We start from the raw sequence: 16731 nt of genomic DNA, 5'->3' as shown, positions 1-16731 counted from the left end.
GGGCAGCGTGTTGGCGGAGAACACAGAGATGCGGGCAGACGGTCGTCGCCTGGAAGACTTCGCAGCTGCACCAGCCGGCGTGGGTCCCGCTGGGATGCTCGGCCAGCGAGCAGTTCACAGGACAGTCGCCGTCGACGGAGACGAGAAACAGGTCCGGGCGACCGCCCTTCGTTACGTCGACACAGGCATCGAGGGCGGCGTTCCACGTTGCTGACCAACGCTGTCGGATCTGCTGGAAGTCAAGATCACGGGTGCCACTGGGCTGGCGGGATATCCACTGGTTTGGTGGCGAACACTCGCTAGTCGTAGTGGGGGACTCGGCTGTTTTCATGATGAGTCCGCGTACTAATACATATATTCTCAAACAGCAAGAAAGTTGCTATAGAGGCGGTATAGGGCGGATTTTGTGTTTCTCTAGTGGCTGAGAGAATCCAACAATGAGTAGTGGATACCGACGAGGGAACACCGGGCCGAAAAAGTTGAAGTGGCGCTGGAAAGATGGGACGGAGAATCGGTCGCTGCCCCAATCGTGGGCCGACAACGTCGCACAGAATCTCCCGAGGAGAACGAAGTGCAACTGTATGCAATCCAGTGTCGGGCTGGACTCTTACTTGAGTGGCTGGTCAATACACGAACAGGGAAGCTACTCAGGGGCCCGCTGAGCGAGAAGCCGGGAATTCGTGNCTCTTACTTGAGTGGCTGGTCAATACACGAACAGGGAAGCTACTCAGGGGCCCGCTGAGCGAGAAGCCGGGAATTCGTGTTCTGTACGTCACCGCTGGTGGTGAGTATGCGGTCATGAGACAGTTGGAGGCTCGCGAAATTGATGACAGTTGGAAGCCGCCCAAGCAGTTCACCAGCATCATCGCGAAGCACCCGGGGGAGGCTGATCCCGTTCCAGACACCAATCAGGACTACTACCGACGCTCGGTCGAAGACCTGTACGACCCGTCATAGCCGTTATAACGGTTCGTTGCTCATGGCAGCGATTGAAATGACCGCTTAGTAAGTATATTTAATACATGATATATTGTCTTTGAGTAATTGCTGTAGCTACTTGAATGAAAAGCCATTCTGCAGACTTCAACGTATTATTTGGTAATACCCTAATACCTCTAGAAAATGTAAGGAAGGTGTTAAGCTTCTGAACAAGGTCTGTTTCCAGCTTAGCTTAGCGAAAAATTCTGCAGGAGAATCTAAGACTGCCGGTACTCAATAGAGAACAAGACACCTAAATGGTATTTTCTATCGGATGGATAGATGCGATGATATTATTATCGTAGGGTAGTGAGAGTAATAATACTAATAAAAAGCCAACGACTGATATGAAACTTCGTACCCAAATTAGTATTCTCTTAATAGTTTTTGCTGTCCTCCTGTCTGGGATCGTCTTTGCAGGGTTTCAGTTGAACAAAGAGTCAGTTACTGATCGACAACTGGATGAGACAACCCAGCATAGCGAGAGGATTGCAGCAGGACTTGATACCAGGTTGAAGGGACTAAAGCGAACTGTTCGTCTCCAGGCGACAAATCCAGCTATCGCTGCACACGGTACCCCACAACAGCACTATGCGCTGAAAACGATGGTGAACGAGACTATGTTCAATGGGGTTTCAGTTATCCATCGAAACGGAACGATGACCGGGATAGCAGCGGGGCTTGATCCAGAAACACGGTCTGAGCTAATTGGCTCCGATTTTAGTGACCGGCACTACTTTCAGCGAGCTCGTAATGGCGAAACCTATATTAGTACACCTGTAGTCGCCGATTCTGGTAATTATATTGTTACGATAAGTACACCAATCTATCGAGATGGGACCGTTGTCGGGACACTCAATGCTGCACTTCACCTCCAGGATAGTTCGATTTTTAGAATGGCTTCAAAAACCGCTAACCGCGATAGCAGTGTTTTCATTCGAACACAGGCAGGAAATCAGATCTATAACCAGTCCGCTCAGCTCGGCTCAGATCCGGTCACAGCGAATGCTACTGTCAACGAGACTGGTTGGATTGTTCAGGTACAAACAAGCCGAGACGTTCTCGCCGGAGACCTCCGGACGGTTACTATTTATCAGCTTGGTGGGATTGGGCTAGTTCTGGCTCTCATCGGTGGGTTCGGATCTATTTTGTATACACAGATACTGAGGTACCACAGACAACTGGTTCGCGGATTTGAAGCACTGCAACGGCAAGAATACGGGCAGCAAGTAGCTGAAGAGGCAACTGGTGACTGGGGACAGATATTCACTGCATTTAATGAGTTGAGTCAAACACTTGCGGAGTATGAGGAAGAGCGTGTCAAGCACAGAAATGAGCTCCAACAGGAACGAGATCGGTTCCGAAGGCTATTTCAGAGCATCCCGGAACCAGCCGTTGTAGTTGAGTATACTGGCAACAAAACACTCATACATAATGTAAACGAGGCGTTTGAGGAGACGTTTGGATATGAGGCATCCAATGCAGTTGGTGGAGACATCAATGACTTCATTGTTCCTGACGGAAGCCTTGAAGAAGCGGAAAGTATTGACCAACTATCATCCTCTGGCAAACAGGTTACCCACGAAGTCCGTCGAGAGGCGGCTGATGGAAAGCGTGACTTTTTGTTACGGTCTACACCGGCTGTAGACGGCGAAGACGAGGTGTATTTCGGCGTGTATATCGATATTACGGACCGCAAGCAGCAGGAACGGGAACTCACCGAGACTAACAGCGTCTTGTCTTCGGTTCTTGAAAATATGCCAGTCGGGATTCTGATTGAAGATGCTGATCGAACAATCACGACAGCGAACAAAAAGTTACTTGACATTTTAGATGTGTCTCTGACCCCCAGTGGACTCATCGGCTGCGAGTACGCTGAAATAGCGGAGACTCTGAAGACACAGTTCGCTGATCCAGATCAATTCAATGAAAGGGTCAATAAAATACATTCTACGCGAGATGCTGTTTTCGATGAAGAACTGCTGATGGCAGATGGCCGCATTTTAGCTCGGAGCTACGTGTCGTACTCGCTGCCAGATGGAACGGGAAACATTTGGCTGTATCGGGACATCACAAAAAATCGGCAGCGTGAGCGCAAATTACGTGAAACGCTGGAAAAGACGCAGAAACTCATTCAGGCCGAAAGCATCGATGAAGCTGCCACAATTGCGGTCGAGATTGCTAATCAGACACTGTCGTTTCCCCTTAGCAGTGTCCATCTTGAACGAAAGGACGGTGAACTTGAACCTGCAGCCATAACCGATGCATTCGAGGAGGGTGTAGGAGACACACCGGTATACCAGCGGACCGCAGATAACAGTTCGATAGACAAACTGGTTTGGGATGTGTATACTTCAGGAGAAACGCGGGTTCTTACTGATACTGGGGCAGAGATACCAGAGACAATCAGTGGTATGCCCTCTAGTGGTGGGATTATTCAACCAATGACGAATCACGGCGTATTGGTTACACTTGGTGACTCACCTAATAGATTCGATGAATTCGATCAGTATCTCGTTGAACTGCTTGGGGCAATTCTAGCCACGACACTTGACCGTATCAATCAGAAGCAACAGATCGAATCACAGCGAGATAATTTGGACCTTCTCAATCAAATTGTTCGGCATGACATCAGGAACGATCTACAGATCCTGCTCGGCCGCCTTGATTTACTCGCAGAGCAGGCTAACGACGCTCAGTCGGAACACGTCAACGCTGCGTTGAGATGTGCGGAAAACGCAGTTGAATTGACCCAGTCGGCACGGGAACTGTCCGAGGTACTGCTTCAGAATGGGACTGATAGCAAATCGATTTCACTTAATCGTGTTGTTCGACAGCAGATTGAAGAAATACGCTCAGCAAAGACAGATGCGGAAATTACGATTGATGGGTCGATTCCGGACGTTATGATTAGAGCCAACGAAATGTTTGATTCAGTCATTCGCAATCTTCTCAAAAACGCGATCCAACATAATGACAAACAAGACCCTGAAATAACAATTTCGGCGATAGATCAGAAAGAATACGTACAACTACGTATCGCAGACAACGGTCCGGGCGTCCGAGATGCACAGAAAGAGTCGATATTTGGGAAGGGTGAAAAAGAATTAGAAAGCAGCGGGACTGGCATTGGACTGTATCTCGTGAGCACACTGATTGAGAGCTATGGCGGAGATGTATGGGTTGAAGACAACAATCCTAGAGGAGCAGTCTTTGTGATTGAACTGGTAAAGGATAGCTAGCAGCAGACATTACTACCGACGGGGGGTTGAAAACCTGTACGACGTGAAGTGAAAACGGCGATCTCATACCAATATGCTCATATATGTAATATTGTAACCGCGAATATGCACGACCTGACAGCATTTCAACGAGACTTATTGTTCGTAGTTGCTGGGAAATCCAAACCCGCTGGTGTCGCAATCAAAGACGAAATTGAAGAATATTACGAGAAGAAGATTCATTACGGCCGACTTTATCCAAATCTGGATACACTCATCGACAAAGGTCTCGTCGAGAAAGGGAAGAAAGACGGACGGACGAATGGCTACATAATCACCAATCGTGGGCGTCGAGAGATTCAAGCCCGGTGCGACTGGGAGAATAAGTACTACAACTGACCAGGTTCACGACTGTCGGCAGGCCGGATTTTGTGCCTCTCTGGTGGCTGAGAGAGCATGGCTTCGCCACAGATCGACGTCGGCGAGATTGTTGCAACGCTTGAGCAAATTCGCCAGCGGGGACACAGCGCACACACGGTCTTCAGAGACTGGGTCAACCTCATGCTGTTCGNGTCGACGACTATCGCGAGCGCGGCGATATGGACCACCCACGCGGGCAGCGATCAGTCGACCTCTTCGCCGAGGCGTTCGGCCAGCTCCAAGAACAGATGGTGGCTACCGACGCTGACGTTCTGGGTGCCGTCTACGAGGAATACGGACTGTCCAGCGATGCGTTCGGCCAACACTTCACGCCCCACTCTGTTTGCGAGACAATGGCTGAGATCGCCGGCGTCGGAGACGAGAGTGATACCAACGACCGGCAGACGGTCCTTGACCCGGCCTGTGGGAGCGGTCGAACACTGCTGGTCGCCGGTCGAAAGCAGCCAGACGCGCTGTTTGTCGGGCAAGACAAAGACCCACTGTGTGCCCGAATGACGGCGCTGAACTGCTGTTTCCTGAATCTGGATGCCTACGTTATCCAGGGCGACTCACTGACTGTCGAGTTCCAGCGAGCGTGGCAGACCTCGTACTCTTCGCTGGGTGGGAGCGTTCGCGAACTCGACGACGATGAGGTCGAAGAGCTTCACGAGTGGGTGACCGACGCCTTCGAGAATACGGTCGAAGGAGACAACCAGCCCCGTCCAGCGCAGGGGACAGACACGGGATCGGAAGACCAAGCATCTCCTGTTGCGACGTCTGTCCCGAGTGAGCAGGCCAGTCTGGGTGCGTTCGGGGGCAGCGATTGACGGCTGTTTTGTGTGCCCCAGTCGGGTGCGGGGCGTTCCAGTGAGAGCGTCCCCGAGAAGACCCATGTCAAAAGAATCAGACACAGAGCCAGACACGGCTCCAGACTCAGTCGAAAAGGTCGAACGAACGGACTTTGGATGCAGTATGGAAGCACGGTTGGATCGAGGCACTGACACTCGCGATCAAGACAGAGTGACCATCAAGTCGAAGGGTGAGACTGCTGCGGAGACGATTGCAGAGTTCTACAAGCTCTTGGAAGAGTACGAGCAGGAGATCGGTGGCCGGCTTCGGGATGTTCAGCCAGGGGAAGACGAGGCAGGCGAGTAAGACGGGGATTGACAACCATTTAACATCAGATTTCAGCCGCTTTCGAGACCGGTCCTAGCCATCAATGCGTCTAGATTTTGGTCAATTTCAGTAAACTTAATGGCGCAAAGTTGTTAGTTATCCTAAGATGTTTGACCTCACCGGTTTTCAGCGTGATTTACTGTACGTGGTGTGCGGTCTAGACGGCCCACATGGCCTCGCGATCAAAGAGGAGATGGAGGAATACTACGAGGGAGAAATCCATCACGGGAGGCTATACCCGAACCTTGACACACTTGTCGACAAAGGGCTCGTTGAGAAGGCACAAAAAGACAGACGGACCAACATCTACTCAATCACGCGACGTGGCGAACGAGAGATAGCTGCTCGAAACGAGTGGGAACAACAATACAGAGCGGGTGAGCCTTCTGGATAACTTCCGACTCTGAATGGCCACGCCGCAGTCAAGATTGAGAACGTGGTTCACGCGGTCGTCTCAAAATACGATGAACAGGGTTATAAGGGGTAATTTACAGAGTGTGGCACCAGATTGGAAGACTTTCCAGACGGCGAAATCATCCGCGGTGATCGCAAGGAGGAGAGGGTGTGTGACGTACTCTATGACACGCTAGTATTAGACTAGTCTGCAGTCGCACCCCTCGTTGCCGCTGTAAACAATCGAGAACAGTTGCCTGTCTCTTATTTTTATGCGAGGTCATGTTTGTACACCCCTCATTGCCGCTGTAAGTGAATAGGTAAAGCAGCCACAGCGTGTTACCATATCAAGTTGACAACTCCGCGTAGCCACTAAATTAGGACAGGCATCATCAGTTTTATTATGATCTATGCTGTTTGGTACCGTACCACGCTTTAGCGTACTAAAATAACGACGCTTTAGCGTCGATAGCGTGAAATACCGGTTTTCACCCTTTCTACACAGGATCTGTTCAAGCGCGTGTAGATAGCGTGTAAGTATGCTATCACTCATTATTGTGCTCGCTTTCATCTGGAAACTCATCTCAACTGTTACAGCGGCAACACGGGGTGTGGGAGTACTACTACCTTCTAAATTCATACAGTATCCTGGAGTAGGATATCACCAATAGATGGGAACTGAGCGACTGATATACGACTTTTCAAATATAGCATACCAATCTTACCTGTTTTACAGCGGCAAGGTGGTGGACAATATTAATATGAAGTCGATGAGATTGTGTTGGTATGAATGAGTCTGAGTCGTTCTTCGGCAATCCAGATCCAATCTTTGCTGACAAGGAACTCCTTAGAGTGAGCCACCTTCCGGAGAGTGACCGGATAATCGGACGCGACACTGAACTTCGAAAGCTCGCTAATGCTATCAAAGACGCCCAGCGGGGAGACACCCCGAACAACGTATTGGTTTACGGAAAAACGGGTACGGGCAAAAGCCTGTGTTCAAAGTATATAACTCGCGATCTCACTGAGGCGGCCGCCGACAACGGTGTCAAAATCGGCGTCGCATACGTGGACTGTTTCCAAGAATCAACTGAGACACAGACAGTCCGCACAATTGCTCAAGCACTCAATAGCCCAGAAGAGACAGAAATAACAGTTCCACATACTGGGGTGAGTACCTCGGACTATTACCGCCGTCTCTGGGATATTCTTGATGCACGGCTGGATGTTGGAATCATTATTCTTGACGAAATAGATAAATTAGAAGGTGACAACGTTCTAATGCAATTGTCACGCGCTGCCGAAGCAGGCAAGGTGACAGAAAGTACTCTTGGTGTGATTGGTATCAGTAACAAAATCCGTTACAAAGACTCTCTCAATGAACGAGTCAAATCAAGCCTGTCGGAACGAGACTTCGTTTTCCCACCGTATGATGCGAACCAGCTCCGGGAGATCCTCAAATCTCGTTCCGATGCTTTTCGTGAGGGTGTTCTAGATGAAGATGTTATCCCGAAAGTAGCAGCACTCGCGGCGAAGGAACATGGAGACGCGCGCAAGGCAATCGATATCCTCCGATATGCTGGGGAGATTGCCGACGAACACGACGATGATACAGTAAAAATCGAATATGTTGATGAGGCGCATGACCGTGAGGAGCAGGCTAGACTTTCTGAGCTCATTGCCAAGCAGCCAGAACACTCAAAATACCTGTTACAGTCGCTTGCGTTACAAGTACAGGATACGTCAGGTAAGAATCCTCCAATCCCAACGAAAAGCGTCTATTCGGTGTATGAACGCCTGTGTGAGAGCAATGGAGTTGATCCACTGAAAGTGCGACGTGTTCGGGATCTACTCTCCGAACTTGCGTTTCTCTCGCTCGTTGAGCAGGAGCGCAAAGGGCGGGGAAAGGGCAAGGGCGCACACACAGTAAACCAACTTGTTGACGACCCTGAAGTTGTGATTAAAGCGTGCAAGTCAGCGTAAATCGCCCGAGGCCAAGCTCTATTCGCCTTGACCACGAGTGAAAATCGCGAATGTGACTGAACCCGTAATTGTGATCTGGGGTGACAGGCACGGATCGCACTCCAGAGCCCGAACTACTCAGCACCCTTTGCAGTAGCTGTATCTTTCACTGCTTTCCAATGATATCGTTCGCTTCATCGCGTGTACGCTTCGCGGCTTCCTGAGCATACCCTTCGTGGGTCGTCTCGATAGACTTGTGCCGGAGTACGTCTTGTGCCAGCTGTGGGTTCTCGCGATAGATCTCCCGCCCGAGGCCACGGCGGGCACCGTGTGGCTTCAGTGGCTCCTCGAACTCGTAGTCGGACCACTCGCAGAGTTTGGCGAGGATATCCCGAGCCGACTGCGTTGTGATTGACGGCGTCGGGTCCAGTGCCTTCGCCGCGTTGTCGAGTCTGGGAAACACAGCTGCATTCTCGTCGGGCTCTCGAAGTTGCTTCCAGCGCCGAAGCGGGCGAAGCGCGTCATCGAGGATCGGCGCAGACTCGCGGGTGCGGTTCTTGCCGAACACCTGCATTGTGCCGGCTTCGAGATCGACGTGCCGCCACCGCAGGCCGTTCCGTTCTTCATCATCAGAGACGGCGACGAGTTCCGCGCTACGGGCTCCAGAGTACGCGAGTAGGAAGACGAGTGCCTGGTCGCGGTAGGCCGCCGTGCGGTCGACGTCGTCGCTTTCGCCGGCGTCGTCGACGCGGGCGGTCGCAGTGGCACAGATGGCGTCGCGGTCCCGTGCAGACCAGTACTGTTGGTCTGTTTCAGTTTCGTCGGTGGGAAGTGGTCCTTCGGCGTGGTTGGTCTTGGCTGGGTTCGTCGGGATCAGGCCCTCGTAGACGGCCCATGTGAGAAACGANCCTTCGGCGTGGTTGGTCTTGGCTGGGTTCGTCGGGATCAGGCCCTCGTAGACGGCCCATGTGAGAAACGAGCGGACGTAGGCGAAGTAGCGACGGGCAGTCTCTGGTGAGATTTCGTCCCGTTCGTCGGCCCGGGCAAGGTCACGAGCATACTGTCGGCAGAGGTTGTCGTCGATGTCCTCGGGACTGGAGATACCGTGCTGGTCCCGGGACCAAGCTGCGAACTTCCGCAGCACGCTCGCGACGTTTGTTCGGTAGCGTCCGGAGTCGATATCGACCAGTCGTTTCTCGATGGCTGTTTCGAGGGCGTCACCCCTGGGAGTAGCGTCGTATGCAGGCGGAAGACGATCCATGCTTCCCGTACAGCGGCGGTCCGGGTAAAACTGGTGGTGCTTATTAGGATAATACAAACCTAACTCCCAAATCAGAATATCGACGTCTCAGGCACTCTGTGTGAGAATGTTCGGGCTTTCTGTGTCTGATAAAGCCTATGTAGCTATATCAATCTCGCTCAAATTCTGTCCTTTGATAAACAACATATTAGTGTAGCTCGTGCAGGAGACAAAGATAGACGTCTGATGAGTGGGAATCCAGCCGTCTCAGCGGTTACAGTGGGCTGAGAATGAAGCAAGGTTAGTGCATGATAGGTTATATTTTAATACCTGCGAAAAATAGCAAGTATATGACTAATAGTTTTGATAAGCTAGGGGGCGAATATCTGCGTATCCAGTTGGCTCTTGTAGTATGGGCGTTTGTTACAGTCGGCGCTACCCTGATAATGGAGATATTCACGAAGAATATATTTGGTTTGGTTCTATCTCTGGTAGTAGGAATTATATTTGCGTTTGTCACATACCGGGGGATTTAGACCTTCTTGACATCCGATCTGACCTTCCCAAAGTGATCAACTTCATGATCGCATATTTGTGCAGCTTGGTGTGGTGATCTTCCGAGCTGTTGAGAGTTTTTGGCTTTTCTCGTGGAGCGGTTCGAATGCTCTTGCACGGGTCGTGGCTGTGTGGGCCGTCGCGACAGTTGATGGTTCACACGACATTCAGACCATTTATCAGTACCTCTCAAAGCGTATTCGACCGACTGCTTCTGACGGGTGAATTCACTACCGAAACAGTAGCTGGATCGGCAGTTGCATTCACTCGTAACGAGTGATGTCATGAAGTTGTCGGAGTCGGTGTCGGACAGCTGCCGACACGACAGCGTTGACTCAATGGAAACGCTTCTCCATGTGAGTGTAAACCAACTATGGGGCGCAAGAGACCGATGAGTGGCTCGTGCCACCGAGCACGTAGCGTTGACTGGTCCGTGTGCGAAAGAAGCCGAGTCATGGGCGTTACAGCCCGGGTGCCGCGCCGGCACCCGGGAAAGCCCGAATAGGAGCATCTCTGCTTCACGCACTGGCGTCCCGGGTGAATAGACCAGGTACCTCGAGCCGATGTACACAAACGGTACGCACAGGTGGCAGTAATGGATGAGGCCGGTGAGATCGTCGAAGAGGTTCGCGTCGGAGTGATCAGCGCAGCAGCACCCGCAGTCTAGCCACGCAGCACTCGACAGTACGTGCTTCGACCGCCGCTCAGCCACGTCGTACTACCGCCAGCGGTCAGGAAGTAACGTCCAAACGCTGAAAGTCACGATACTAACCGATTGAGAGTCGCTCGCCGTTCTTGACGTACACAACTCTGCCTGGTGGAAACATGACACGAAGACCGGGCCGCAGGCTGTCCGTCGGAATGCGGACGACCTGCTGTCCATGGCTGCTGACAAAGCCTGCCACAACTGGGTCACGAAGTACGAGTTCTACGCGCTTGGCGTCGAGCCACTCATCTTACAGCGTGGGTCGAGGCCGTTGACGCTAGGACACAACGCGCTCATCCGGGCAAAAGGCTACTCTCAGCGCTGGATGGCCGAGACTTCATATTCGACGACGAAGCGCTCGCTCGGCTGCCGTGCGAGCGCTGGGCTGGTATCAGCAGTTCCGTGAAATCGTCCTCATGTTCGCCATCTCCAACATAGAACCGCTCTGTGAGCCACTCTAACCGTAACTCAGCATCTATTCAACACGGTACCCTAGAGAGATCTATAAACTCCTCATCTTCAGGACCGAAATCGTCACCAAGTTCGACCAACTCTGTTCTATCAGGACGGGTTACAGCCATATCTTCCACATCATAGTAACCCGGGTTGTTCTCTTCAGTTGGGTCGGATAGCGCCATACTTGATATGGGGTTCACAACCACTTAGACCTTCCCAGAAGGATTATTTGGGTAGTAAAGAGAGAAAATAAGGGGAGTACAAGATGGGATGAAACACATGAAACGGTGGGGTGTATAGTTGGTGACTTGACTGTGTAGATTGTGACTCCCTCACCCCTCTTTCGAAATGAAACCTAGTTATAGTGGCTAGGGGAAGAGAAGCTCTCCCACCCCTCTTTCGAAATGAAATCTACGCCTGAACCCTCATATTATGGCTTCTATCGGAGGAACGATCTTCTGCTGGGGTTCTCGACTCATTTCAATTCGAATTGGGAGCGTTTTCAGGTGAGATGATACGCGTAAAACTCTGTGGTTCACTTCAATCAGAAATAGCAGACACGCTTTGATCCCATTTCATTTCGAAAACGGGGTGAGTGTGTCCTGTTTGCGGAGGTGTATTCTGGTCACGTTTTGCGATGACGATTTCATTTCGAAAACGGGGCCTTCATTTCGAAAACGGTGGTCCACATGATTTCATTTCGAAAATGGGGCCTTCATTTCGAAATGCCCCCCTTCATTTCGAAAAGGGTTATTACAATGGCAATCACATGCAAAGACAATGGCAGACGAGTTAGGCAGTTCCACCAAGGAAAAAAATGAACCAGACTCCGCTTCGGGGTCAGAGGATTCAATAGTCGATGACATCCTCGGTGGGGACCGGCGGTCAGTCTTTGCTGACAAGAGTCTGGTGGATTCTAACACCATTGTTGATCACGACCGCATATATGGTCGTGATGAACAACTTGCGGCAGAAGCTCGTGCGTTTAGGGACACTCTTGATGGTGAGCGGCCACCGGATCTCCTACTTTATGGTCCCAGTGGAACTGGCAAGAGCCTCACTGTCAAGTCTGTTGCTGAAAAAGTCAAAGAGCGGGCGCGAGAAGCCAATATTTCGTTTGACTATGTTTCGGTGAACTTCAAAACGATGGAGTCCTATACCCTTGATCGAGCGGTTTGGAAACTGGGAAAGCAGACCGCAAAGAGAGCGGGTGTCTCTTGGGACATCCCTCAAAAGGGAGTCTCGACAGATGAGAAATACGTCCGACTCTATGATATTGCGGACAGGCACTTTGATGCTCTCGTGTTCATTTTGGACGAGATTGATGCCCTAACTGGACGCGGTGATGAGCCGGCGTATTCTCGGTTATTGTATAGTCTTAGCCGTGTCATGGCCGAACAGCATGTTGACACACTTATTTCGACAGTCGTTGTGACGAACAGTCCGAGATTCAGGCAGAATCTCGATAGCCGGTCGGATAGTTCCTACAACCCCAATGGCATACACTTCTCAGATTATAATGCAAATGAGCTGATTGAGATTCTCAACCGACGTCGAGATGCATTTGTTGACGGTGCATTGGGCGAAGGGGTTATCAAATTAGTAGCAGCGTACGGCGCACGCAATGAAGGAGATGCGCGCCGAGCTATAGATCTACTCCGAGATGCTGGTGAGATAGCCAATAGCAAGGGCGACACGACAGTCACAGAAGACCATGTCCGCGCAGCTAACGACTCTGTGGTCAAAAACAGAGTCTTAGAGATTGTTCGCGGACTGTCCCTACAGAAAAAACTCACCGTATATGCCGCAGCTATTGTAGCCGATATAAATAGCGGGGCAGCGCCGAGCCCTGCGGTCTACAAAATATATAAGTTAATCTGCCATAACTTGGATTCCGACATATACACCCAAGAGACAGTCAACAGCCACATTGATAAAGCGGAAACATACGGATTACTCGAAACTGACCGGACTAGTGGAGGGTACAAATCAGGAGTCTACCTCCTATTCCGATTTGAAGAGCCTGTCTCTGCCGTAATCGAAACACTCGAGGAAGACAGTATGTTCGATGACATCGATTCTGAGAATCTAAGAGAAACTGCAGCCCAACTCTGCTCTTAGACAGCGTTTCTTTCGGGTTTAGGTCACTCAGCTAACTTTCAATGCAAACAACTGAGAGGCAGTCTACATATTAGCCGTTAGGGATTCCGAGAGTGAGTATAATCGCACCAGCAATAGTTAGTATGGACGCTTTCACCTGTTACTCATCGTATAGTGTGTAGTCTTCGCCTGAGCTGGCATAGACCAGCCAAGAGGACACAAAAATCACTATACACCCTAAGGCATACCTTCCAAGATAGAGAATTGATCTATTCCAACCCTCTAGAATACACTGACTGTCGAACTCGCGACTCAGCAGCACATAGCAGAAATAATTCAGCCCACAATAGATATATACCAGTCCAAGTGTTAGATTAGGTACGGAGGCGTCACGAATGGATATCACAGACATTCCCGACGATGCGTACGCTGGCGACGAGTCACCGCCGGATCTCGATGATTTAGAGTCGCCCGATTCGCTGATCAAAGGTGGTCCGATCCGCGAGCGACTTCTCGATATCGTCACCGGGCTTCGAACCCCTACGAAGGTTTCCGACATCGCCGATCTCGCTGACTGTGATACTGAGACTGCCCGCGACTACTTGGAGTGGTTCGACGGGATGGGATTAGTTCACCGTCACGACGGCCGGCCCGTCCGGTATGAGCGCAACGACGCGTACTTCCAGTGGCGACGTATCGACCGCATCCGCGAGAACTACTCTGACCAAGAAATGGTTGAGGCACTGTCAGACGCCATCGACCAGATCGAGGAATACAGAGAACAGTTCGACGCAGACGATCCTGACGCCGTCTCTCTTGTCGAAGCCAGCCGCGAAATGGCAACTGAAGACGCGTGGGAAGCGCTTTCCGAGTGGAAAACGCTCGAACGCAGAGCTACCCTCCTCGACGCGGCGCGGCGTGATCACTCAACTTCTGGTAGTTCTCCCGGTCATATCGATGCCTGACAACCAGGACGGGCCGTCCGGTACCGGCCCGACCGATGCTGAAATTCTCGACCGGATTGCCCCACACCTCTCCAGAAGCGCCCGCTTCGGCGATGTCCAAGCACGCCCTGAGTATGCACCGAACGCCGTCGTTGCTGACTACGACCTCGGGTACTTCCCAAGCGGGGTCACGCGAGCGTATCTTCGTATCCGATGGTTCGAAACCGATGACTTCAGCATCCATTACTCCGAGCAATACCGGACGGGGAACTCGTGGGAGTGCCGCTGGGACCGCCATCCCAATGACCACAACGCCCGCGACCACTTCCACCCGCCCCCGGATGCGCCGACGCCAGGCGAGGACGAAGACTATCCAGATGAGTGGCAGGACGTGCTCGCCACCGTACTTACTCGTCTTGATGAACGAATCGAGGCATTCTGGAGCGAGTGACGAGCCAAGGTAGAATCAAAGTGTGCGGCTCTACGGAACGTTGTCTGGTTGAATACGACTTGGGTCAGGAAACCGGATTACTGGCGTCTCGGTGTATCGTCGCATCGATCCCCCTGGTATTCGAGTTCTACTGTACAAACCCCGACTGTGCTTTGTGGCGTCCGGCCCGTATGCATTGAGAGGAGCGGTCTCAACTTCTGCGCTAATATTCTGACTTTTAATAAGCAACATAATTTTGCCTGCAGGCTCGTGATTCCCTCTGTGCATTGCTTAAATTCAACCCATTCCAGCGGCTACAGGCGGCAGACGAATCGTTGAGATTCATCCCATGGACCGCTTTTGAGGCATCTCATGCTGCGATCGGACTCATGCATTAAGAGTCCCCGCCTCAATAGGTCCTCGTACATTCTTCTGGACGGGGACCTGCTCTAGAGACCGTCTAACAGTCGAAAATAACTGTTCGAGATTTCAACCAATCCTGAGACGTAACTCCGCCCGAATGCGGAACACGCGTTCGGCTTAGTAGTCTGGCGGTAGCGCTCGCCCTGATACTTGTTGATCTGTGTGAGTAGTGTGTTCGAGACTCAATGTTTGGTCTTATTTACTTTGGCTACTCATCAGCGAGCCCCAGTTCTTTCTCAATTGTCGTATCCTGCAGCGATGATTCAATAACGGCTGGGTAGAACTCGTCGTTTTTCGGAAGGTCCTCGCCGTGCTCGCGACGCCATTGGACGTTCAGCTCGGAATAGCGCAATTGCAGATCGTCAACAAGCCCGTCCGGTAAGTACATATTGACGTTCCGTCGCTCGCGAACGCCATTGCTCTCTGCTGTCTCATCGCTCTTTTCACTCTCTTCTGTCTCTGCCGTCTTTTTTGTTGTAGCTGTTTCTGGTGTCTTTGACGTATTTGAGGAATTTGATTGCGTGTTGTTATGGTCATTGTCTTCGTCATACCGCTGGTCAAAGGGGTCGCGGTCGCGTTTGTCAGCCATCGATCTGTTCCTCCAAGTGGTATGCAATATCGAGATAGACGTCTTCCATATCACAATCCTCCTCGTGTTCAAAGATTGAGACACCGTTATTCCACGCTCGCTGTAACGCAACCCGCTTTCTGATTTCAAAGACTTCACAGTTCTCTTTGTCATCAAAGACGTCTTTGAACCAATCCATCATCTCATCTGCCTCACCGTCGACACCGACCTCATTGGCTACAAGACCAACTTCGTGGATGTCACCAAACGCCTGCTCCATGCTTCGCAACTGCTGGAATAGGAGCTCTATAGCACGGATAGACGTTGACTTCGCTTGCGCTGGGATCAAGACATGACCTGTCGCTACAATCGCGTTATCGGTCAGAACGCCGAGGTTCGGTGGACAGTCGACAATAATGAAGTCATATTCGTCGTCGACATTGTCGAGAAGCATATCGAGGCGCTCCTCCCGGCGCATCACGTTCGACAGTTCATCCTCAGCGTTGATCATCCGCACATGTGATGGGACACAGTCCATCTCCTGATGTTCAACAATCAGATCCTCAAGATCGTCCATCCGGTCGAGATCGGGCAGGACCTCAAAGAGCGAGTCTTGCTCTGGATCATCGTACAGGTCCTCGAAGCCTAACCCTTCTGTCGCATGTCCCTGTGGATCAAAGTCGATTAGCAGCACCTCACTGCCTAACTCGTTCAGTGCACCGGCTACATTGAGTGCTGTCGTCGTTTTTCCTGCGCCGCCTTTCTGATTACTGACGCTAAGTCTCATAGCCATCTTTTCTCTCTTTGAGAGCAAAACTGTCGGAAAGGTCAAAAAGGTACGTCAGACACAGCACCAAATGATGCTTTTCAGGGAATTTCGAGAGTTAGTACGTTACTCTGATCAATACAGCAACAGGAGTTTTCTATAGAAATGTGGCGTCACCCTCTCTCAGTGTCCACTACGGAGATAGCTCGTCAATCGGAGCCAGATACTGATTCTCCCACTCTCGATGGCCTTGGAGGTCTCGCACGCCACGCCTTGTCAGTCGATACTTGTTTCCTCGTCCGTTCTTATCCATTTTCTTGATAAGCCCTTTCTCAGCCATTTCGTCCAGTTGCGGATACACACGTCCGACTGTGATCTCCTCGGCATAGTATT

At 51.2% G+C, this 16731-nt stretch carries 15 protein-coding genes and 2 pseudogenes; 12 read left to right on the top strand and 5 right to left on the bottom strand.

Features of this window, described 5'->3' with window-relative positions; all coding sequences use genetic code 11:
- From C442_RS21895 to C442_RS19400, 8 genes and pseudogenes are all read left to right on the top strand, one after another.
- A partial coding sequence (locus tag C442_RS21895; protein WP_008313481.1) for a hypothetical protein occupies nucleotides 1–214 on the top strand: 214 nt, incomplete at its 5' end.
- Between the two features lie 584 nt (nucleotides 215–798).
- Entirely contained in the window at nucleotides 799–957 is a 159-nt protein-coding gene (locus C442_RS22690) for a hypothetical protein (RefSeq protein ID WP_239642336.1), read from the top strand.
- 368 nt (nucleotides 958–1325) lie between these two features.
- A complete protein-coding gene (locus tag C442_RS19425) occupies nucleotides 1326–4220 on the top strand; it encodes a PAS domain S-box protein (protein ID WP_008313479.1) in 2895 nt (964 codons plus the stop codon).
- A gap of 105 nt (nucleotides 4221–4325) precedes the next feature.
- Complete coding sequence (locus C442_RS19420; RefSeq protein WP_008313478.1) at nucleotides 4326–4598, top strand: helix-turn-helix transcriptional regulator; 273 nt, start codon at nucleotides 4326–4328, stop codon at nucleotides 4596–4598.
- 57 nt (nucleotides 4599–4655) lie between these two features.
- Nucleotides 4656–5446 (top strand): annotated as a pseudogene (locus C442_RS19415) (N-6 DNA methylase).
- 64 nt (nucleotides 5447–5510) lie between these two features.
- Complete coding sequence (locus C442_RS19410; RefSeq protein ID WP_049943115.1) at nucleotides 5511–5774, top strand: DUF7389 domain-containing protein; 264 nt, start codon at nucleotides 5511–5513, stop codon at nucleotides 5772–5774.
- Nucleotides 5775–5901: 127 nt separating this feature from the next.
- A complete protein-coding gene (locus C442_RS19405) occupies nucleotides 5902–6189 on the top strand; it encodes a PadR family transcriptional regulator (RefSeq protein ID WP_008313475.1) in 288 nt (95 codons plus the stop codon).
- Between the two features lie 785 nt (nucleotides 6190–6974).
- Nucleotides 6975–8171, top strand: a complete 1197-nt coding sequence (locus tag C442_RS19400; RefSeq protein ID WP_008313473.1) for a Cdc6/Cdc18 family protein — start codon at nucleotides 6975–6977, stop codon at nucleotides 8169–8171.
- Between the two features lie 145 nt (nucleotides 8172–8316).
- On the opposite strand, the gene C442_RS19395 is transcribed toward C442_RS19400, so the two are convergent.
- Nucleotides 8317–9411: a tyrosine-type recombinase/integrase gene (locus tag C442_RS19395; protein WP_008313471.1), complete on the bottom strand. Its 1095-nt coding sequence runs from the start codon at nucleotides 9409–9411 to the stop codon at nucleotides 8317–8319.
- Between the two features lie 1175 nt (nucleotides 9412–10586).
- On the opposite strand from C442_RS19395, the pseudogene C442_RS19385 reads away from it, so the two are divergent.
- Nucleotides 10587–11112 (top strand): annotated as a pseudogene (locus tag C442_RS19385) (transposase); the annotation flags it as partial.
- Nucleotides 11113–11130: 18 nt separating this feature from the next.
- On the opposite strand, the gene C442_RS21890 reads toward C442_RS19385, so the two are convergent.
- The gene (locus tag C442_RS21890) at nucleotides 11131–11289 is read right to left on the bottom strand and encodes a hypothetical protein (RefSeq protein ID WP_161606639.1); all 159 of its coding nucleotides are present in this window, start codon (nucleotides 11287–11289) and stop codon (nucleotides 11131–11133) included.
- 598 nt (nucleotides 11290–11887) lie between these two features.
- Here C442_RS21890 and C442_RS19380 point away from each other — a divergent pair.
- The 3 genes from C442_RS19380 (at nucleotide 11888) to C442_RS19370 (ending at nucleotide 14602) form a co-directional block, all read left to right on the top strand.
- Entirely contained in the window at nucleotides 11888–13228 is a 1341-nt protein-coding gene (locus C442_RS19380) for a Cdc6/Cdc18 family protein (protein WP_008313464.1), read from the top strand.
- Between the two features lie 374 nt (nucleotides 13229–13602).
- Nucleotides 13603–14172, top strand: coding sequence for a DUF7342 family protein (locus tag C442_RS19375; protein WP_008313462.1), 570 nt, complete (start codon nucleotides 13603–13605; stop codon nucleotides 14170–14172).
- Nucleotides 14165–14602, top strand: coding sequence for a hypothetical protein (locus C442_RS19370; RefSeq protein ID WP_008313460.1), 438 nt, complete (start codon nucleotides 14165–14167; stop codon nucleotides 14600–14602). The genes C442_RS19375 and C442_RS19370 overlap by 8 nt, the downstream gene beginning before the upstream one ends.
- Before the next feature lie 610 nt (nucleotides 14603–15212).
- On the opposite strand, the gene C442_RS21160 is transcribed toward C442_RS19370, so the two are convergent.
- The 3 genes from C442_RS21160 to C442_RS19355 all read right to left on the bottom strand — a co-directional run.
- Nucleotides 15213–15593, bottom strand: a complete 381-nt coding sequence (locus C442_RS21160; RefSeq protein ID WP_008313458.1) for a hypothetical protein — start codon at nucleotides 15591–15593, stop codon at nucleotides 15213–15215.
- Nucleotides 15586–16359 carry a ParA family protein gene (locus tag C442_RS19360; RefSeq protein ID WP_080504344.1) on the bottom strand — a complete coding sequence of 258 codons (774 nt, stop codon included), beginning with the start codon at nucleotides 16357–16359 and terminating at the stop codon, nucleotides 15586–15588. The genes C442_RS21160 and C442_RS19360 overlap by 8 nt, the downstream gene beginning before the upstream one ends.
- Before the next feature lie 172 nt (nucleotides 16360–16531).
- Nucleotides 16532–16731, bottom strand: a 200-nt coding sequence (locus C442_RS19355) for a helix-turn-helix transcriptional regulator (RefSeq protein ID WP_008313454.1), incomplete at its 5' end; no start/stop codon positions are given.

Origin of the sequence: Haloarcula amylolytica JCM 13557, assembly GCF_000336615.1 — an archaeon.
GTDB lineage: Archaea > Halobacteriota > Halobacteria > Halobacteriales > Haloarculaceae > Haloarcula > Haloarcula amylolytica.
Note: the sequence above shows the minus strand (reverse complement) of the source record. Positions and strands in the feature narration are given on the sequence as shown.